The organism is Sphingopyxis sp. (genome assembly GCF_016463645.1).
Taxonomy (GTDB): domain Bacteria; phylum Pseudomonadota; class Alphaproteobacteria; order Sphingomonadales; family Sphingomonadaceae; genus Sphingopyxis.
In genome coordinates this window covers 1-16,215 of record NZ_JAEMQX010000085.1, presented here as the reverse complement: position 1 = coordinate 16,215, position 16,215 = coordinate 1, and the positions used below count along the sequence as shown (strand labels likewise).

The following is a 16,215-nucleotide window of genomic DNA, read 5'->3' as shown; positions in this document are numbered from 1 at the left end:
ACGACGAGCAGATTTTCGAATTCACCTACATCACCTGCCTCTATGACATGCACGCGGTGATCACCCGCGCGCTGCGCATGGAATATGACGCACGCGAAGACCCGATCGTCGAGATCGCGGCACCCGAAGGCTTCAGCGCCGCCGACTTCCTCAGCGCGCCGCGGCCCGCCCAAAGCTGAGTCGGCGCCGGGTGAGCGATTACGGCAATCCGGAGGTCGTCGCGACCGGCCTTCGTTTCCCCGAAGGTCCGGTTCCGATGCCCGACGGGTCGGTGCTGCTCGTCGAGATCGCACGCGGAACGCTGACACGCGTCGCACCCGATGGCAGCCTGTCGGTCGTCGCCGAGCTCGGCGGCGGACCGAACGGGCTCGCGGTCGGGCCCGACGGCGCTGCCTATGTCTGCAATAACGGCGGGTTCGAATGGGTCGAAGCCGGCGCCCTGCTCTTCCCCGGCCATGCCGCGCATGCCGAACCCTGCGGATCGATCCAGCGCGTCGATCTGACGACAGGCGCCGTGACGACCCTCTACGACCGTTTCGAAGGCGAACCGCTGAAAGGCCCGAACGACATCGTCTTCGATGCAGGCGGCGGTTTCTGGTTCACCGATCACGGGCAGGTTCGCGACACCGGCCGCGACCATGGTGCGATCTATTATGCCGCCGCCGATGGATCGGGGATCAGCCGCCAGCGCGCCGACATGATGGGCCCGAACGGCATCGGCCTCTCGCCCGACGGCAGGACGCTGTACGTCAGCGAGACGATGACCGCGCGCATCTGGGCGATGGATGTCGTCGTGCCCGGCGAGCTCGCGCCGCCCCCGCCCTGGGCCCCCGGCCGCTTCGTCGGCACACCGCCCGTCTTTCGCCTGCTCGACAGCATGGCGATCGAGGAAAGCGGACGCATTTGCGTCGGAACGATGGTCGAGGGCGGGGTCACCATCTTCGATCCCGACGGCGGCGGATCCGAATTTCTGCCGCTGCCCGACGTCGGCATCACCAATATCGCCTTCGGTGGTCCCGACCGGCGCGACGCCTGGATCACCGCTTCGACGACGGGCATGCTTTACCGCATGCGCTGGCCGCGTCCGGGACTGCAACTTCATAACCGTCAACTTAATTGACGATTGATCGCGGAAATGATAAGAGACTCGGTGAGAGGACAGGATGAAATTCTATAATAGCGTCGGCCCCAACCCGCGCGTCGTGAAGCTGTTCATGGCGGAAAAGGGTATCGAGATCCCCGAGGTTACCGTTGACCTGCGCGGCGGCGAGAACCGGCGCGCGCCGTACAATGTCGACGTGAACCCCGCCGGACAGACGCCGGCGCTCGAACTCGATGACGGTAGCTTCGTCTGCGAAGTTACCGCGATCTGCGAATATCTCGACGAACGCTATCCCGAACCGACCCTGATCGGCGCGACGGCGGAGGAGCGCGCAAAGACGCGCATGTGGACGCGGCGCGTCGACCTCAAGATTTGCGAGCCGCTGACCAACGGCTTCCGCTTCGCCGAGGGCCTGCCGCTGTTCGAATCGCGGCTGCGCTGCCTGCCCGAAGCGGCCGAAGGGCTGAAGGCGACCGCGCAGGACGGGATCAAATGGCTCGACGCGCAGATCGCCGGGCGCGATTTCATCGCGGGCGATGCGATCAGCCTCGCCGACATCATGCTGTTCGCATTTCTCGATTTCGGCGCATCGGTCGGCCAGCCGATCGACCCCGCCAATACGAATGTCCTCGGCTGGTACGAGCGGATGAAAAGCCGCCCCGGCGCGATGGCCAATTGAACGCATAAGGAGACGGATGATGGCTGCAACGAATAGCGAATTCGAATTCTGCGGGGTCAACCACCTCGCGCTCGTGTGCAAGGACATGGCGCGGACGGTCGAATTCTACCGCGACAAGCTCGGCATGCCGCTCACCAAGACGATTGACCTCCCCGGCGGGCGCGGCCAGCATTTCTTCTTCGACATCGGCAATGGCGACAGCCTCGCCTTCTTCTGGTTCCCGAACGCCCCCGAGGCGGTTCCCGGCATCTCGGCCCCCGCCGCGCTGCCGACGCAGGGCAGCTTCGTGTCGGCGCACGGGTCGATGAACCATATCGCGATCAACGTCCGCGCCGACAAGTTCGACGAATATTACAACCGCCTGATCGAGAAGGGCATCGAGGTCACGCCGGTGCTGAACCACGACGACAGCCCGACGCAATCGTCGGCCGAACTGCATCCCGGCGTCTTCGTCCGCTCGGTCTATTTCTTCGACCCCGACGGCGTCTGCCTCGAATTCGCGGCGTGGACCAAGGAATTTGACGAAAGCGACGTCGCGCACGACCCGGTGCAGGCCGACGGCACGAAACGCGAAGGCTTCATCGTCGGCCGCACTCCGGTGCCCGCCGAATAGAAATTCCCAAGATATTACCCATTGGGAACTCCTCCTGGACCCGGTCTTTGGCCGGGTTCTTTTTTGAATTTGGAAGGGCCCGGTTTCGACCGGAGGCGGACCGTCTTTCTCCTCTCCCAAAAAGGGAGGGAGACGGCAGATCGCCACCCCGGACCGGTATTGATCCGCCAAAAAATCGCTGTCCTACTTTATTGCGCCGTGCCAGCGTCCGAACCGCTCTTTGAAATCGACGGCTTCCAAAGATATTATTGCCGCCCCACGCCGGCCGAGGCAGATCTTAAAGCCACAAAGGACACAAAATCCGCGCGCGCATGCGGGGCTTTTGTGGCCTTAAGCGCCGATGGGGTGACACGGCCTCCCGCTCTTCGGTTCTGAAACGGCACCGTTGGCCTAGCCGACAGCGCGGTCGCGCCCTTCCCAATAGGGTGCGCGCAGTTCGCGGCGCAGCACCTTGCCCGACGGATTGCGCGGAAGGGCGTCGATAAACTCGATGCTCTTCGGTGCCTTGTACGCGGCGATCCGCTCGCGCGCCCAGGCGACGACGGCGGCGGGATCGAGCGCCGCGCCCGCGGCGGGCACGATCAGCGCCTTGACGCTCTCGCCCCATTTGTCGTCGGGAACGCCGATCACCGCGACGTCGGCAACGCCGGGGCAGCCCATGATCGCGCTTTCGACTTCGGCCGGATAGACATTCTCGCCGCCTGACACGATCATGTCCTTGATGCGGTCGTGGACGTAGTAGAAACCGTCGGCGTCGCGATAACCGACGTCGCCTGTGTGCAGCCAGCCGCCCGCGAGCGTTTCTTCGGTAGCCTTCGCGCGGTTCCAATATTCCTTCATCACGATGCCGCCGCGGATCGCGATCTCGCCGATCTCGCCTTCGCCGAGTTCGTTGCCTTCGCCGTCGAGGATCGCCATCGCGGCGCCGGGCCAGGGCTTGCCGCACGAGGTCAGCTTGCCTGGCAAATCATGTGCGGCGGGCGACAGATATGAACCGCCGCCGGCGGACTCGGTCATACCGTAAAATTGCACGAAGTCGCAGCCGAAGGTCGCGCGCGCGCGGCGCAGAACATCCTCGGCGATCGGCGAGGCACCGTAGGCGATCGATTTGAGCTGCGGATAGGGACCGTCATTCGCATCGGGTTGAAGCAGCATCATCTGGATCATCGCGGGGGCGAGGAAAGCGTGCGCGACATCCTCCTCACGCATCATTCGCACGGCGTCGGCGGCGGTAAAATCCTTGACCAGCACGAGCCGCCCGCCTTGCGCGAGCCCCGAGAAGCTGACGTTGGTGCCCGCGACGTGGAACAGCGGCATGACGATCATCACCGTCTCATCCTCGCCATAGGCGAAGCCGTCGACCTCGGTCGCAGCCTCGAGGAAGGTCCGGTAATTGGCGTTGGTGAGCACGACGCCCTTGGGCAGGCCCGTCGTGCCGCTGGTATAGAGCTGCAGCACGTCGTCGGTCAGTTGCGGCGGATCGGCGAGCGGGGCGTCGGACGCCGATCCAAGCCACGCATCGAAGGGCTCGAACGCCGGATGCTCGCCATAAAGCGCAATCAGACGCGGCGGGGCGGCAAGATCGGCCACCGCCGCGAGCGCGCAGTCGAAGAAATCCTCGCCCACGAAGAGCAGTTTCGGTCCGGCATCGCCGAGGATGAAGCCGATCTCGGCGGGTGCGAGACGGCAGTTGATCGGCGCGAAACAGGCACGCGCCCGCGCGGTGCCGAAGAAAAGCGGATACCAGCTGTCGTGGTTCTTGGTCAGCGCCGACACCCGGTCGTCGGGCGCAACACCCGACGCGATCAGCGTGTGGGCGACGCGGTTCGACCGCGCGTCGAGTTCGGCGAAGCTTGTCTCGCGGGTTCCATATTTCACCGCCGTCGCTCGCCCCCGCACCCGCGCCTGTGCCGCCGGAATGTCCGCCAGCGTCCGGATGGCCTCCAGATCGATCATTTTGCTCTCCCAACCGTCGTTTCGACTTGAATTAGATAGAATACTAAGCAAATGTTTGGCCAGCCCGAAAATCGAGAGGATTGGCCTTGTTCGACCACCCCATATTGCCGACGACGATCGTCGGAAGCTACCCCCAGCCCGACTGGCTGATCGACCGCGAGCGGCTGAAGGCCAGCCTGCCCCCGCGCGTGCGCGCCGAGACGCTGTGGCGCATTCCCGAACCTTGGCTCGCCGATGCGCAGGAAGCCGCGACCCTGATGGCGATCCGCGATCAGGAAGAGATCGGCATCGACATCGTCGGCGACGGCGAGATGCGCCGCGAAAGCTATTCGAACCGGCTCGCGACCGCGCTGTCGGGGATCGATACTGAAAAGCACGGCACCGCGATCGACCGCACGGGCAATGCCAATCCGGTGCCGCTGGTGTCGGGCCCGATCCGCCGCGTCGCGCCGATCGAGGCGCAGGATGCGGCGTTCCTGCGTCGTCATTCGACCCGGCCGGTGAAGCTCACCCTCCCCGGCCCCTTCACGATGACGCAGCAGGCCGAAAATGGCTGGTATCCCGACGCGCGGGCTCTCGCGATGGACTATGCCGATGCGGTCAATGCCGAGGTGAAGGACCTGTTCGCAGCAGGGGTCGATGTCGTCCAGCTCGACGAACCCTATCTGCAGGCGCGCGCCGCCGAGGCGAACAGCTATGCGATCGAGGCGATCAACCGTGCGCTCGAAGGGGTCGGCGGCACGACCGCGCTCCACATCTGCTTCGGCTATGCGATGGTGCACCATGGCGCCGGTGCGACGGGACCAAAGCCCAAGGCCTACGACTTCCTTGCCGAGCTCGAAGCGTCGGCGATCGACGTGATCTCGATCGAGGCGGCACAGCCGGGGCTCGACCCCGCGATCCTTGCCGAACTGCCGACCAAGACGATCATGTACGGCGTGCTCGACCTGTCGATTCCCGAGGTCGAGACGCCCGAGGTGGTCGCGGGCCGCATTCGCGAGGCGCTGCGTTACGTCGACGCCGAACGGCTGTGGATCGCGCCCGACTGCGGGATGAAATATCACAGCCGCGAACATTCACAGGCGAAGCTGAAGGCGATGGTCGACGGAACGGCGCTGGTACGGGCCGAACTCAAATAGCCCCCACGGTCATTTCCGCGAAGGCGGGAATGACCGTGCTATTGGTCGATAAAATCCGCCAACAGCGGCACCACCACCTCGGGCGCCTCGACCGTCGGCAAATGCCCTGCTCCCGGCACGACCTTGAGCCGCGCCCCCGGGATCGCCTCCGCGATCTCGTCATGATGCGCGCGGCTGGTGATGCCGTCCTGCTCGCCCCAGATCAGCAAGGTCGGCACCGCGATCTCGCCGAGCCGCGGGCGGCTGTCGATCCGCGCCATGATCGCGCGCTGCTGTGCAAGGAAGGTCTCGGCGCCGGTATCCGCCGCCATCCGCCGCGCGATGCCGAGCAGCCGCGCATCGCCCCGCTTCTCCTCGGGGAAGAGGATCGGGATGCGCTCCTCGACCACTTGGTCGAATTGGCCGCTCTCCACGAGGTCGATATAGCCCTGCCGGCGCGCGGTCTGCGCCGGGCCATCGGCCGACGCGAGCGTCGAGATCAGCACCAGCTTCGCCACGCGTTCGGGCGCGCGGCGCAGCACCTCGAACGCGACGAAGCCGCCCATTGCATGCGCGATGAGGATGAATTTCGGCGGAGCATTGTCGAGCAAGCGTTGTGCAAAACCTTCGATCGTGTCGTCGCTTTGGTTGTCGGCGACGATCACCTCGCGATCTGCCCATGCGTCAAGCAAAGGCTGCCATACGGCGTCGGTCAAAAGCTGGCCAGTGATCAGCACGGTGGGAAGCGACATTAGACTACCTGATGAAGAAGAGGTTCGCCCGCGACGAGGCGCCGGCAATTTTCCTGCGCGACCGTCAGGCTGCGCATGAGCGTTTCGGGCGTGAGCCACGCGATATGCGGGGCGAGCACCGCATTGGGCAGGCCGGGCAGCGGGTTGTCGCGCGGCAGCGGCTCTTCGGCGAAGACATCGAGCCCGGCCCCGCGCAAATGACCCGAAGACAGTGCTTCGACCAGCCGCGCCTGATCGACCAGTTCGCCACGCGCGGTGTTCACCAGCACCGCGCCCGTCTTCATCGCGAAGGGATCGATCAATGCACACGTCTCGCCGGTGAGCGGGATGTGCAGCGAGACGATGTCGCTTTCCGCAAGCAGCCGGTCGAGCGGCAAATAGTCATAGGGCACGTCGCGCGCGCCGCGCGCTGTATAGACGACCTTCGCCCCCAGCGCGGCAAGCACCGGCGCGAGCAACTGCGCCGAATTGCCGAAACCGACGAGTCCGACCGTGCGTCCGCCGATTTCGCCGACCTGATCGAGCTCGGACGGATCGGCGGTCCACCCTTCCCCCGCCCGGGTCCGCGCGTCGAAGAAGCAGGTCCGACGTAGCACCGCCATCATCAGCGACAGCGCCATTTCGGCGACCGCCTGGCTGTTGGTGCCGGGCATGTTGCACACCGCGACGCCATGGCCGCCCGCCGCATCGAGCGCGATCGTGTTCACGCCGACGCCCAGCTTCTGGATCAGTTTGAGCTTTGGCGCCGACGCGATGAATTCGGGTGTCACGGGAGTCAGCACATGGAGCAGCGCAGTGATGTCGCCCGCCACCGCGTCGAGCGGCGTGGCCTCATCAACATGCACCACGACCCCGGGGCCGAAGATCGCATCGACCGCTTCACGGAAACCCGGACTCGGGCGGGCGTGGAGGACGATCATGCCGCGACCCGGCCGATCGACCCAGCGAAGGCCGAGAAACCCGTGAATTCGGCAGCCGCCCCCATCGCTTCCTCGATCCGCAGCATCTCGTTCCACTTCGCCATGCGTTCGGAGCGGGTGAAGCTGCCGACCTTCAGCTGCCCGGCGTCCCAGCCGGTCGCGAGATGGGCGATGGTGACGTCCTCGCTCTCGCCCGAGCGCGCCGAGACGATCGCACCCCAGCCGCGCGCCACCGCCGCGTCGAGCGCGGCCTTCGCCTCGGTGACGGTGCCGACCTGATTGACCTTGATCAGCGCCGCGTTGCACACCGCCGCGTCGCCCGCGCGTTCGACGCGCTCCGCGCTGGTGACGAGCACATCGTCGCCGATGATCTGCACGCGCTCGCCGATCGCCGCAGTGACGGCCGCCATCGTCGTCCAGTCGTCCTGCCCGGCAGGGTCCTCAATCGAGAGGATCGGATAGCGCCCCGCCCATTCGACGATGCGCGCCGCCATTTCCTCGCCCGACAACCGCCCGTCGTCAAGCGCGAGACTGTAGCCGCCCGCATCGCCGAGTTCGTTCGCGGCGATGTCGAGCGAGATAAACACCTCGTCGCCCGCGCGATGCCCGCTCGCCTCGATCGCCTTGGTCAGCGTATCGAGCGCATCTTCGTTCGACGCGAAATTGGGCCACCAGCCGCCCTCGTCGGCGACGCCCGAGAGCGGCCCCTTCGCTTCCATCAGCCTGCCCGCGGCGCGATAGATGTCATCGGTGATCTCGAGCGCGCGCCGGAAGCTGCCTGCCTTCGGGCACATCACCATGAAGTCCTGCACGTCGGTGCGCCGCCCGGCGTGCGCCCCACCACCGAAAATCTGGATTTCGGGAAGCGGCACACGCACCTTGCGGCCTTCGGCGATATAGCGCCACAGCGGCTCGCGCGCATCGGCCGCTGCAGCATGCAGCACTGCCATCGATACCGCGACAACAGCATTCGCGCCCAGCCGCGCCTTGTTCGGCGTGCCGTCCAGATCGCACAGCGCCGCATCAACCACCGCTTGATCGCGCGCATCCATGCCCGCGACCGCGCTCGCGATCTCGGCGCCAATTCCGGCGACCGCACCGTTCACGCCAAAGCCGCCGAACGCCGCCCCGCCGTCGCGTAGATCGATCGCCTCGTGCGCGCCGCGCGAGGCGCCTGCCGGCGCGATGGCGCGGCCGACCGCGCCCGATTCCAGCACGACCTCGGCCTCGACAGTGGGCCGGCCGCGCGAATCCCAAAGTTGGCGGCCGGTGACGGAGGCGATACGCGAAGTCATGCTAGGGTTCTTTTCCAATGCGCGACGAGCGCGTCGAGGGGAGCAGGCCCAAGCAACAGCGCGCGCGCCTGATCGCGCACGATGCGCTTGTGCTCGTGATCGGTCAGATAAGGTGCGGGCGACTTGCCCTCGACGCGCGCGATCAACAGCGCGGCCGTCAGCGCGCCGGCACGCCGCAGCACGTCATCGGCAATCTCCCAGTCGATTCCGGCGCGATAAGCGCCGACCAGTGCCGCCGCCGCCTCGTTAAGCCGTGCATCGCCCGACCAAACCGCCTTCAGCAGCAGATGGGTAGTGCAAAAGGCAAGGTCGAATGCGGGATCGCCATAGACCGCGCATTCGGCGTCGAGAAAGACGGGGCCGTCAGGGCCGACGAGGATATTCTTGGGGCTGACATCGCCGTGGACCAGCGCGATCTTGCGCGACGCCAGATCGCCGGCCAGCGCGGTCAGCGCCGGCGCCAGTTCGACGTCGTGGGCGGCAACATGGAGCAGAAAAGGATCGACGCGCAGCGCGCGGAACATCTCGTCGTTGGGGAAATCCGAGCGGTCGCCATCATTATGCGCTGTCGCGGCATGAACTGCCGCGATGCCCGTCCCGACCTGCGCGGCGAAAGCGCCGTCGACATGCCCCGCCATCAGTTCGTCCTTCCACACCGGGCAGCCAGGCAGAAAGCGCATCGCAAAGGCGTGCCCCGTCGGCAGTTCGGCGAGGACTTCCGGGGCGATGCGCGGATCGACGCCGCGCGCGCGTTTGAGCCAGCGCACTTCGCTCGTCCCGCGCTCGACCGGCGCGTGCCATTCGGCGGCGACGCGAAGCTGCTCGAGCGGGCGCTTGACGACGATCGGCCCGCCCGGCGTCTCAACCTTCCACACGTCGCACGACACACCCCCGGTCAGCGGCTCGAACGCGACATCGCCCTCGCCCACCAGCCCCGCGCTGCGGAGGTCTTCGATCATGTCGGCGTCCACCCTCACGTCACAACTTCTCCCGTATCCATGCGCCGACGAGATCGGCGGCATTCTGTCGCTCTTCGATCGAATCCTCGAAGTAATGCGCGCCGGGGATAAGTTCGATCTTTTTATCGGACGAGCCGAGAAAATCGAAGATCTTGCGTGCATCGCTCGGGAAGACGCCGGTGTCGGCGGTTCCCTGCACGACGAGCGCCGGCGTGTCATGCTTGGCGAGATGCGGCTGTCCCTGGCACGGCGACGTTTCGAGGCCCCACATGTTGAGCCAGGTCTTGAGCGTATTGGCGCGGCCGATGCTCGGCGTGCGGTTGGCGACCGCAGGATCACCGCGATAGCACCAGTTCGGCTTGCGGTCGGACGGGTCGATCGCGGGATCGACGCAACGGATATCCCCCCAGCAGCGGAACATCGGGAAGATACGGTCGGGAATGCCCGCGGCGTTGAGCCGCGTGAGTTCCGCCTTGGCCCAGTCGGTGATGCGCTGGTTGCGCGCGCGTTGGCCGGCGCGATATTTTGCGATGAATTCCTCCGAATAGGGCGGACCGTTGTCGGGGTTGAACGGATCGAGTTCGGGATCGGTCGCCACGGGATCGGTCTCGTCGATCACCGACGCATCCATCCAGTCGGTCAGCACCTCGGGGCGCCCCTGATGCGCATTGAAGCTGATATAGAGGTCGCCCTTCACGAGGTTTGCGAGCGCGTCCTGCCCCACCGCCGGGAGCCGTTCGGTCAAGGTGGGCGTGATCGCCTCGGCCTGATAGGCGCCCATAAGCGACCCACCACCCGAATTGCCGAGAATGACGACCGCCTCGACGCCCGCCTCTTGTCTGAGCCATTTCATGCCGACGCCGATATCGAGCACCGCGTGTTCGAGCAGAAACTGATCCTCGAATCCGCGATAGCGCGTATTCCAGCCCAGAAAACCGAACCCCTGCCGCGCAAAATAGGGAGCGATATAATGCTCCGAAAAATCGACATTATAGTGAGTCGCGATGATCGCGACCTTCGGGCGCTTGCCCGACTCGGTCCAATAAATGCCCTGACAGGGATGTCCACCTGCCTGAATGCGCGGCGCTGTAGGCGACACGCGTCCGATAAGATGCGCGTCCAGTCCCTCGATCCCGTTCGGGTCCATTATCGTCTCTCCTGATATCGATTATGTTTCAGCGGGCTACTTCGAAAGGCAATTTATAGCCTTCGAGACCTGCTCGGATCGCCTTCTTGTCGATCTTGCCCGTCGGCCCCAGCGGGATTTCCTCGACGAACAATATATCGTCAGGCATCCACCAGCGCGCGATCTTGCCGTCGAGATATGCCTTCAGGTCGTCGGCGCAGGCCTCGCACCCAGACCTGAGCTGGCAGAGCAGGATCGGACGCTCGTCCCATTTCGGATGCGCGACCCCGACCACCGCCGCGTTGACAACAGCATCATGCCCCATCGCGATATTCTCGATCTCGATCGAACTGATCCACTCGCCGCCCGACTTCACCACATCCTTCGCGCGGTCGGTGATCTGCATATAACCTTCGCCATCGATCGTGCTGACGTCGCCAGTGTCGAAGAAGCCTTCGGCATCGAGTACGTCGCCGCCCTCTCCGCCATAATAGGCGCCCGCGATCGTCGGCCCCTTGATCATCAATCGCCCCGGCGTCTTGCCGTCGTGCGGCAGGCGGTTGCCGGCGTCGTCGACAAGCTTCATCTCGAGCCCACAGAGCAGCCGGCCCTGCTTGAGCTTGTACGCCATCTGCTCGCCCTCGGACTTTGCAGCAACCGAAGCGTTGGGGACCGACACCGTACCGAGCGGCGAGGTTTCGGTCATCCCCCAGCCCTGGACGACGTCGACGCCATAATCGTCGCGAAAGGTGCGGATGATCGATTCGGGGCACGCCGATCCGCCGATGGTCACCCGCTGCAAGGTCGTGAAGCGCTTTCCGTTTTCCTGCATATATTGCAGCAACATCTGCCACACCGTCGGCACCGCGGCCGAATAGGTCACGCCCTCCTGCTCGATCAGATTGTAGATCGATTCGCCGTCCATCCGCTGGCCGGGCAGGACCAGTTTCGCGCCCACCGCCGGCGCCGAATAGACGACGCCCCACGCATTGGCGTGATACATCGGAACGACCAGCAGCACCGTATCGCGCGCCGACAGCGCAAGCGCGTCGCGCTGCAGCGTCATCAGCGCATGAATATAGTTCGACCGATGCGAATAGAGCACGCCCTTCGGATTGCCGGTCGTTCCGCTGGTATAGCAGAGCCCGCAGGCGGCATTCTCGTCGAACCCGCCCCAATCATATTCGTCGGAATGGCCCGCGATCCAGTCGTCGAAAGCGACCGCCGCGAAGCTCGTTTCAGGCATCGACGCGGCGTCGCAGAAAAAGATCACCTTTTCGATCGACGGCACTTGCGGAAGCAGTTCCTCGACTAGGTCGGCAGTTGCCGGGTCGGCGATCAGCAACCGGTCGCCGGCATGGTTTGCGATATAGGCGATCTGTTCGAGAAATAGTCGGGGATTGAGCGTGTGGAGTACCGCCCCCATTCCAGCCGCGCCGTACCATGCCGCAAGGTGCCGCGCTCCGTTCCACGCCATCGTCGCGACGCGGTCGCCCGGCTTGACCCCCTCGGCGGCGAGCGCGTTCGAGACGCGCTTCGCATCGGAACGGACATCCGCCCAGGTTGAACGGGTGACGCGCCCCTCGGCGTCGCGCGACACGATCTCGCGCGTGCCATGCCAGTTCGCCGCATGGTCGATGATCCGGTCGACCGTCAGCGGCACATTCTGCATCAACCCGTCCATTTGGCTCTCTCTCCCTTCTCGTTACAATAGATAGTATACTAAGTATTTTATCTTTGCAACGCCACTCTGGCTTGCGTCGCCCGTGTCGCTCTTCTAGCGTCGCGATGTTGGCACCCCGCCGACAACAGGGGCACAAAATAGCGTCTTATGCGCACAAACCAGCTTATTATCGCCCTTTTCCAGCGCTTCTGCTGGCTCGACGAAGGATTGCAGGCCCGGCTCCACGATCATGGCTGGCCCGACGTCAACCGCCCACAGTCGATGGTGATGACCAACATCGTCAGCGGCATCGTGCGCCCGTCGGACATCGCGCGCAATCTGGGGGTATCGCGGCAGGCGATTCACAGCACGATCGGCCAGATGGTAAAACTCGGCATCGTGCAACTCGACGCCGACCCCGACGACCGTCGTCACATGATCGTGTCGCTCACCGATCTCGGCGCCCGCATGCGCAAGGATGCGCAGCGGTCGATGGATGCGCTCACGGCGCAGATCGCCGCGCGGCTCGGTCAGGACAGGTTCGACGCGCTGCTCGACGCGCTCGAAGCCGACTGGGGCGATAATATCGAGCCCGCCACTCCGCGCGGCAGACGCGCCTAAGCCGAGAGCGCGGCTGCGACCGCGATCAGCCGCGCGGCGGTCATCTCGACCAGCGAGGCGGGCAGCGGCTCCTTCAGACTGCCATCTTCGGCGAAGGCCGCATGCGCGTTCGGTACCACGACCTGTTCGGGGATCACGATCATCTGGATCGTCGACAATATCTGTCGCAAGTGCATCAACCCGCGTAGCCCGCCGAACGGGCTGATCGATGCAGACATGATCGCCGCCACCTTGCCGCGATAGGCGGTGAGCGCGACGAGCCCCTCATCGCCGGTCGGGCGCGACGCCCAGTCAATCGCATTTTTGAGCAGCGGCGACAGCGACCCGTTATATTCCGGCGAGACGAACAGGAGCCCATCCTGCGCCGCGAACAGCGCCTTGAGCTTCAGCGCATCGGGCGGAAAGGCATCGGCTTCGAGCGCCGCTGAATAAAGCGGCAGATCGAATGCGGCGAGATCAACCCGCGTCACGCTCGCCCCATGCCCTTCGACGCTTGTCGCGGCGAGTTCTCCCAACGCGCGGTTGTATGATCCCGAGCGCGTACTGCCGACGATCACGGCGATGTTGATCATTTTCCCTCCCGGACAATTTAATTAGAATGCTAATCTATTGTCCGGTCGGCGTGCAATTTGCAAGGCGTCAGGCCTTGATGTCCGACAGCACCGACAGTTTCTGTGTTTCTTCAGCGAGATTGTCGATCACGCGGCGCATCAGCCCCTGCAGCACCTCGACCTCCTCGTCGCTCATGCCCTTCGTCGCGATCTCGTGAATCTCGGCGTTCATCGGAGCGAGGATCAGCTCGAGTTTCTTGGCGTGCGGGGTCAGATAGATAAAGGTCTTGCGCCGGTCGTCCGACGTCTTCTTGCGCGTGATCAGCCCCGCCTTTTCCAGCCCCTTGAGCGCAACGACCGTCGTCGGTTCGCGCATGCCCACGCGTTCGCTGAGCTCGCGCTGCGTGATCCCGTCCTCGCGCCACAGTTGCCGCAGGAAACGCCACTGCCCCGCCGACACATCGTGCGTCAGCGTGCGCCGCTCGAGAAGCCGCGAAAAGGAACGGAAGACGACACGCGCCAGATATCCGATGCTGTTCTCAGGATCGGTATAATATTCGGCTGGATGCCGATAATCCTGTGTTTTCTTTGCCAAAACCCTGCTCCCCTGTCGCGGTGCCGGCATCAGCCACGTCTCCGCACAAGAGCAAACCTTAGAACGCGAAGATTCGCGCGGCAACTCTCTTCATTGCCATCTTGTATCATATTGCACCCCCAAGCCCGCGATAACGTTGGACAAGATCGCGCATTCCACTTACTTAGCATACTAAGTTAACGGAGGTGATGTGGAGAAATTCGTCAGGATAAGCGCCGTGGCGGCGCCGTTGCCGCTCACCAATGTCGATACCGACATGATCATCCCCGCCCGGTATATGAAGGCGCTGACGCGATCCGATCTCGGCAGACACCTGTTCCGCGAACTCCGCTTCGATGCGGAGGGTCGCGAACGCGCTCATTTCGTCCTCAACCAGCCGGCGTTTCGGAACGCGCAGATACTTGTCGCAGATCGCAACTTCGGCTGCGGTTCGTCGCGCGAACATGCGGTGTGGGCGCTGACCGACTTCGGCATCCGATGCATTATCGCGCCGAGCTTCAGCGACATCTTCGCAGGTAATGCGCGAAAGAACGGGCTGCTTCTGATCCGTTTGCCCGACGGCATTTGTGCCGGCCTGCGAAACGACGCCGCCCTCTCGCAACATGCACCGGTCGAAGTCGATCTCGAATCGCAACAGATCCGGCTCGCGTCGGGCGAGACAACCGCTTTCGACATCAACCCGGTCGACCGCCGCCTCCTGATGGAGGGCTTGGACGATATCGACCGCACGCTGCGGCACGCCGACGCGATCGCGAGGTTCGAGGCAGCGCCCTAGTCGAGCATCGCCGGCGAGGCGATACAGCCCGCCACCGCACTTGCCGCAGCCAGCGCGGGGCTCATCAAATGCGTCCGCCCTCCACGTCCCTGCCGGTTCTCGAAATTGCGGTTCGAGGTCGCGGCGCAGCGTTCGCCGGGATGCAGCCGGTCGTCGTTCATGCCGACGCACATCGAACAGCCGGGCTCGCGCCAGTCGAAACCAGCCTCGCGAAGCATGTCGGCAATCCCCTCTTCCTCGGCCTGCCGTTTCACCAGTCCCGAGCCGGGCACGACCATGGCGTGAAGATGTGGCGCAACGCGGCGCCCACGCACGATCTCCGCAGCGACGCGCAGATCTTCGATCCGGCTGTTGGTACAGCTGCCGATGAACACACGATCGAGCCGCTGCCCGGCGATCGGCGCCCCGGGAACGAGATTCATATAGGCGAGCGCACGTTCGGCCGCCGCCCGCATCTCCGCACTGGCGATCGTCAGGGGATCCGGAACGTGGCTATCGACGGCAACGCTCTGCGACGGGTTGGTGCCCCAGCTGACCATCGGGCGGACGTCACGGGCATCTATGCGCAGTTCGCGATCAAAATGGGCTGTCGCGTCGCTGGTCAATTCCATCCAGCCCGCTATCGCCGCATCCCACGCTTCGCCACTTGGCGCCGCCGGACGGCCCTGCAGATAGGCGAAAGTCGTCGCATCCGGCGCCACCAGGCCGGCACGCGCACCCATCTCGATGCTGAGATTGCAGAGCGTCATCCGCCCTTCCATCGACAGCGCCCTGATCGCCGATCCGGCATATTCGATGACATGACCGCTGGCGCCGTCTACGCCGATTACGCCGAGCAGGTGAAGCGCGAGATCCTTCGCATGGACGTGCGGCGCGAGCATGCCATCAACGGCCACGCGCATGTTGCCGGACCGGCGCTGGCGGATCGTCTGTGTCGCCAGCACATGCTCGACCTCCGAGGTACCGATGCCGAAAGCCAGCGCCCCAAAAGCGCCATGCGTCGAAGTGTGGCTGTCGCCGCAAACGATCGTCATCCCGGGCTGCGAGCGCCCCTGTTCGGGGCCGACGACATGGACGATGCCGCCGCGCGGGTCACCCATCGGGAAATTCTCGATCCCGAAGCGGCGCGTATTCGCGACCAGTGCTTGGAGCTGCGCGCGCGCCTCGGCATCGGCGACGCCTGCCAGGCCAGCCGCCTGTCCCGCTGTCGGCACATTATGATCGGACAAGGCGAGCGCAAGCTCGGGCCGGCGCACCCCGCGTCCCGCCGCCGCAAGCCCGGCGAACGCCTGCGGCGAGGTGACCTCGTGGAGGAGATGCAGATCGATATAGAGAAGCGTCTCCCCCTCATCCTCGGCCACAGCGTGGGCATCCCATATCTTGTCATAAAGCGTGCGGTGCTGGATCATAAGGTCGCGAGCTTTTCTTTTCTGTTTCCCATATAGCCGAAGAGGAATGCGGCGACTTTACGGATTTGTATTTCCTCGGCG

At 64.6% G+C, this 16,215-nt stretch carries 16 protein-coding genes; 6 read left to right on the top strand and 10 right to left on the bottom strand.

Annotation, left to right across the window (positions count from 1 at the left end; genetic code table 11):
* Positions 1 to 190: 190 nt before the first annotated feature.
* Genes JHC57_RS15660 through JHC57_RS15650 form a run of 3 tightly spaced genes read left to right on the top strand, consistent with a single transcriptional unit; the run spans position 191 to position 2,394 of the window.
* A complete protein-coding gene (locus JHC57_RS15660; RefSeq protein WP_294031124.1) occupies positions 191 to 1,120 on the top strand; it encodes an SMP-30/gluconolactonase/LRE family protein in 930 nt (309 codons plus the stop codon).
* A gap of 43 nt (positions 1,121 to 1,163) precedes the next feature.
* Positions 1,164 to 1,781, top strand: coding sequence for a glutathione S-transferase (locus JHC57_RS15655; protein WP_294031123.1), 618 nt, complete (start codon positions 1,164 to 1,166; stop codon positions 1,779 to 1,781).
* A gap of 19 nt (positions 1,782 to 1,800) precedes the next feature.
* Entirely contained in the window at positions 1,801 to 2,394 is a 594-nt protein-coding gene (locus JHC57_RS15650; protein WP_294031122.1) for a VOC family protein, read from the top strand.
* Between the two features lie 390 nt (positions 2,395 to 2,784).
* Here JHC57_RS15650 and JHC57_RS15645 read toward each other — a convergent pair whose 3' ends face one another.
* Positions 2,785 to 4,350: a long-chain-fatty-acid--CoA ligase gene (locus tag JHC57_RS15645; RefSeq protein WP_294031121.1), complete on the bottom strand. Its 1,566-nt coding sequence runs from the start codon at positions 4,348 to 4,350 to the stop codon at positions 2,785 to 2,787.
* An 86-nt stretch (positions 4,351 to 4,436) separates the two neighbouring features.
* Here JHC57_RS15645 and JHC57_RS15640 point away from each other — a divergent pair, with 86 nt between their 5' ends.
* Positions 4,437 to 5,489 carry a 5-methyltetrahydropteroyltriglutamate--homocysteine methyltransferase gene (locus JHC57_RS15640; RefSeq protein ID WP_294031120.1) on the top strand — a complete coding sequence of 351 codons (1,053 nt, stop codon included), beginning with the start codon at positions 4,437 to 4,439 and terminating at the stop codon, positions 5,487 to 5,489.
* Between the two features lie 38 nt (positions 5,490 to 5,527).
* On the opposite strand, the gene JHC57_RS15635 is transcribed toward JHC57_RS15640, so the two are convergent.
* The 6 genes from JHC57_RS15635 to JHC57_RS15610 are packed head-to-tail and all read right to left on the bottom strand — an operon-like array spanning position 5,528 to position 12,204.
* A complete protein-coding gene (locus JHC57_RS15635; RefSeq protein WP_294031119.1) occupies positions 5,528 to 6,220 on the bottom strand; it encodes an alpha/beta fold hydrolase in 693 nt (230 codons plus the stop codon).
* The gene (locus JHC57_RS15630; RefSeq protein WP_294031118.1) at positions 6,220 to 7,140 is read right to left on the bottom strand and encodes an NAD(P)-dependent oxidoreductase; all 921 of its coding nucleotides are present in this window, start codon (positions 7,138 to 7,140) and stop codon (positions 6,220 to 6,222) included. The genes JHC57_RS15635 and JHC57_RS15630 overlap by 1 nt, the downstream gene beginning before the upstream one ends.
* Positions 7,137 to 8,435: a phosphopyruvate hydratase gene (gene eno / locus JHC57_RS15625; RefSeq protein ID WP_294031116.1), complete on the bottom strand. Its 1,299-nt coding sequence runs from the start codon at positions 8,433 to 8,435 to the stop codon at positions 7,137 to 7,139. The genes JHC57_RS15630 and eno overlap by 4 nt, the downstream gene beginning before the upstream one ends.
* On the bottom strand, positions 8,432 to 9,394 hold the full coding sequence (locus JHC57_RS15620) for a phosphotransferase (protein ID WP_294031114.1): 963 nt from the start codon (positions 9,392 to 9,394) through the stop codon (positions 8,432 to 8,434). Before JHC57_RS15620 ends, eno begins: the two co-directional genes overlap by 4 nt.
* Positions 9,395 to 9,413: 19 nt before the next feature.
* The gene (locus JHC57_RS15615; RefSeq protein ID WP_294031112.1) at positions 9,414 to 10,541 is read right to left on the bottom strand and encodes an alpha/beta hydrolase; all 1,128 of its coding nucleotides are present in this window, start codon (positions 10,539 to 10,541) and stop codon (positions 9,414 to 9,416) included.
* 28 nt (positions 10,542 to 10,569) lie between these two features.
* Positions 10,570 to 12,204, bottom strand: coding sequence for a long-chain-fatty-acid--CoA ligase (locus tag JHC57_RS15610; protein WP_294031111.1), 1,635 nt, complete (start codon positions 12,202 to 12,204; stop codon positions 10,570 to 10,572).
* Between the two features lie 147 nt (positions 12,205 to 12,351).
* Between JHC57_RS15610 and JHC57_RS15605 the strand changes: the two genes are divergently transcribed.
* Positions 12,352 to 12,804, top strand: coding sequence for a MarR family winged helix-turn-helix transcriptional regulator (locus tag JHC57_RS15605; protein WP_294031110.1), 453 nt, complete (start codon positions 12,352 to 12,354; stop codon positions 12,802 to 12,804).
* On the opposite strand, the gene JHC57_RS15600 is transcribed toward JHC57_RS15605, so the two are convergent.
* Together JHC57_RS15600 and JHC57_RS15595 are read right to left on the bottom strand one after the other, a co-directional pair.
* A complete protein-coding gene (locus JHC57_RS15600) occupies positions 12,801 to 13,376 on the bottom strand; it encodes an NAD(P)H-dependent oxidoreductase (RefSeq protein ID WP_294031109.1) in 576 nt (191 codons plus the stop codon). The genes JHC57_RS15605 and JHC57_RS15600 overlap by 4 nt on opposite strands.
* Before the next feature lie 67 nt (positions 13,377 to 13,443).
* On the bottom strand, positions 13,444 to 13,950 hold the full coding sequence (locus JHC57_RS15595; protein WP_294031107.1) for a MarR family transcriptional regulator: 507 nt from the start codon (positions 13,948 to 13,950) through the stop codon (positions 13,444 to 13,446).
* 190 nt (positions 13,951 to 14,140) lie between these two features.
* On the opposite strand from JHC57_RS15595, the gene leuD reads away from it, so the two are divergent.
* A complete protein-coding gene (gene leuD / locus JHC57_RS15590) occupies positions 14,141 to 14,725 on the top strand; it encodes a 3-isopropylmalate dehydratase small subunit (RefSeq protein WP_294031105.1) in 585 nt (194 codons plus the stop codon).
* Here leuD and leuC read toward each other — a convergent pair.
* Positions 14,722 to 16,134, bottom strand: coding sequence for a 3-isopropylmalate dehydratase large subunit (gene leuC, locus JHC57_RS15585; protein ID WP_294031103.1), 1,413 nt, complete (start codon positions 16,132 to 16,134; stop codon positions 14,722 to 14,724). The genes leuD and leuC overlap by 4 nt on opposite strands.
* Positions 16,135 to 16,215: the final 81 nt, after the last annotated feature.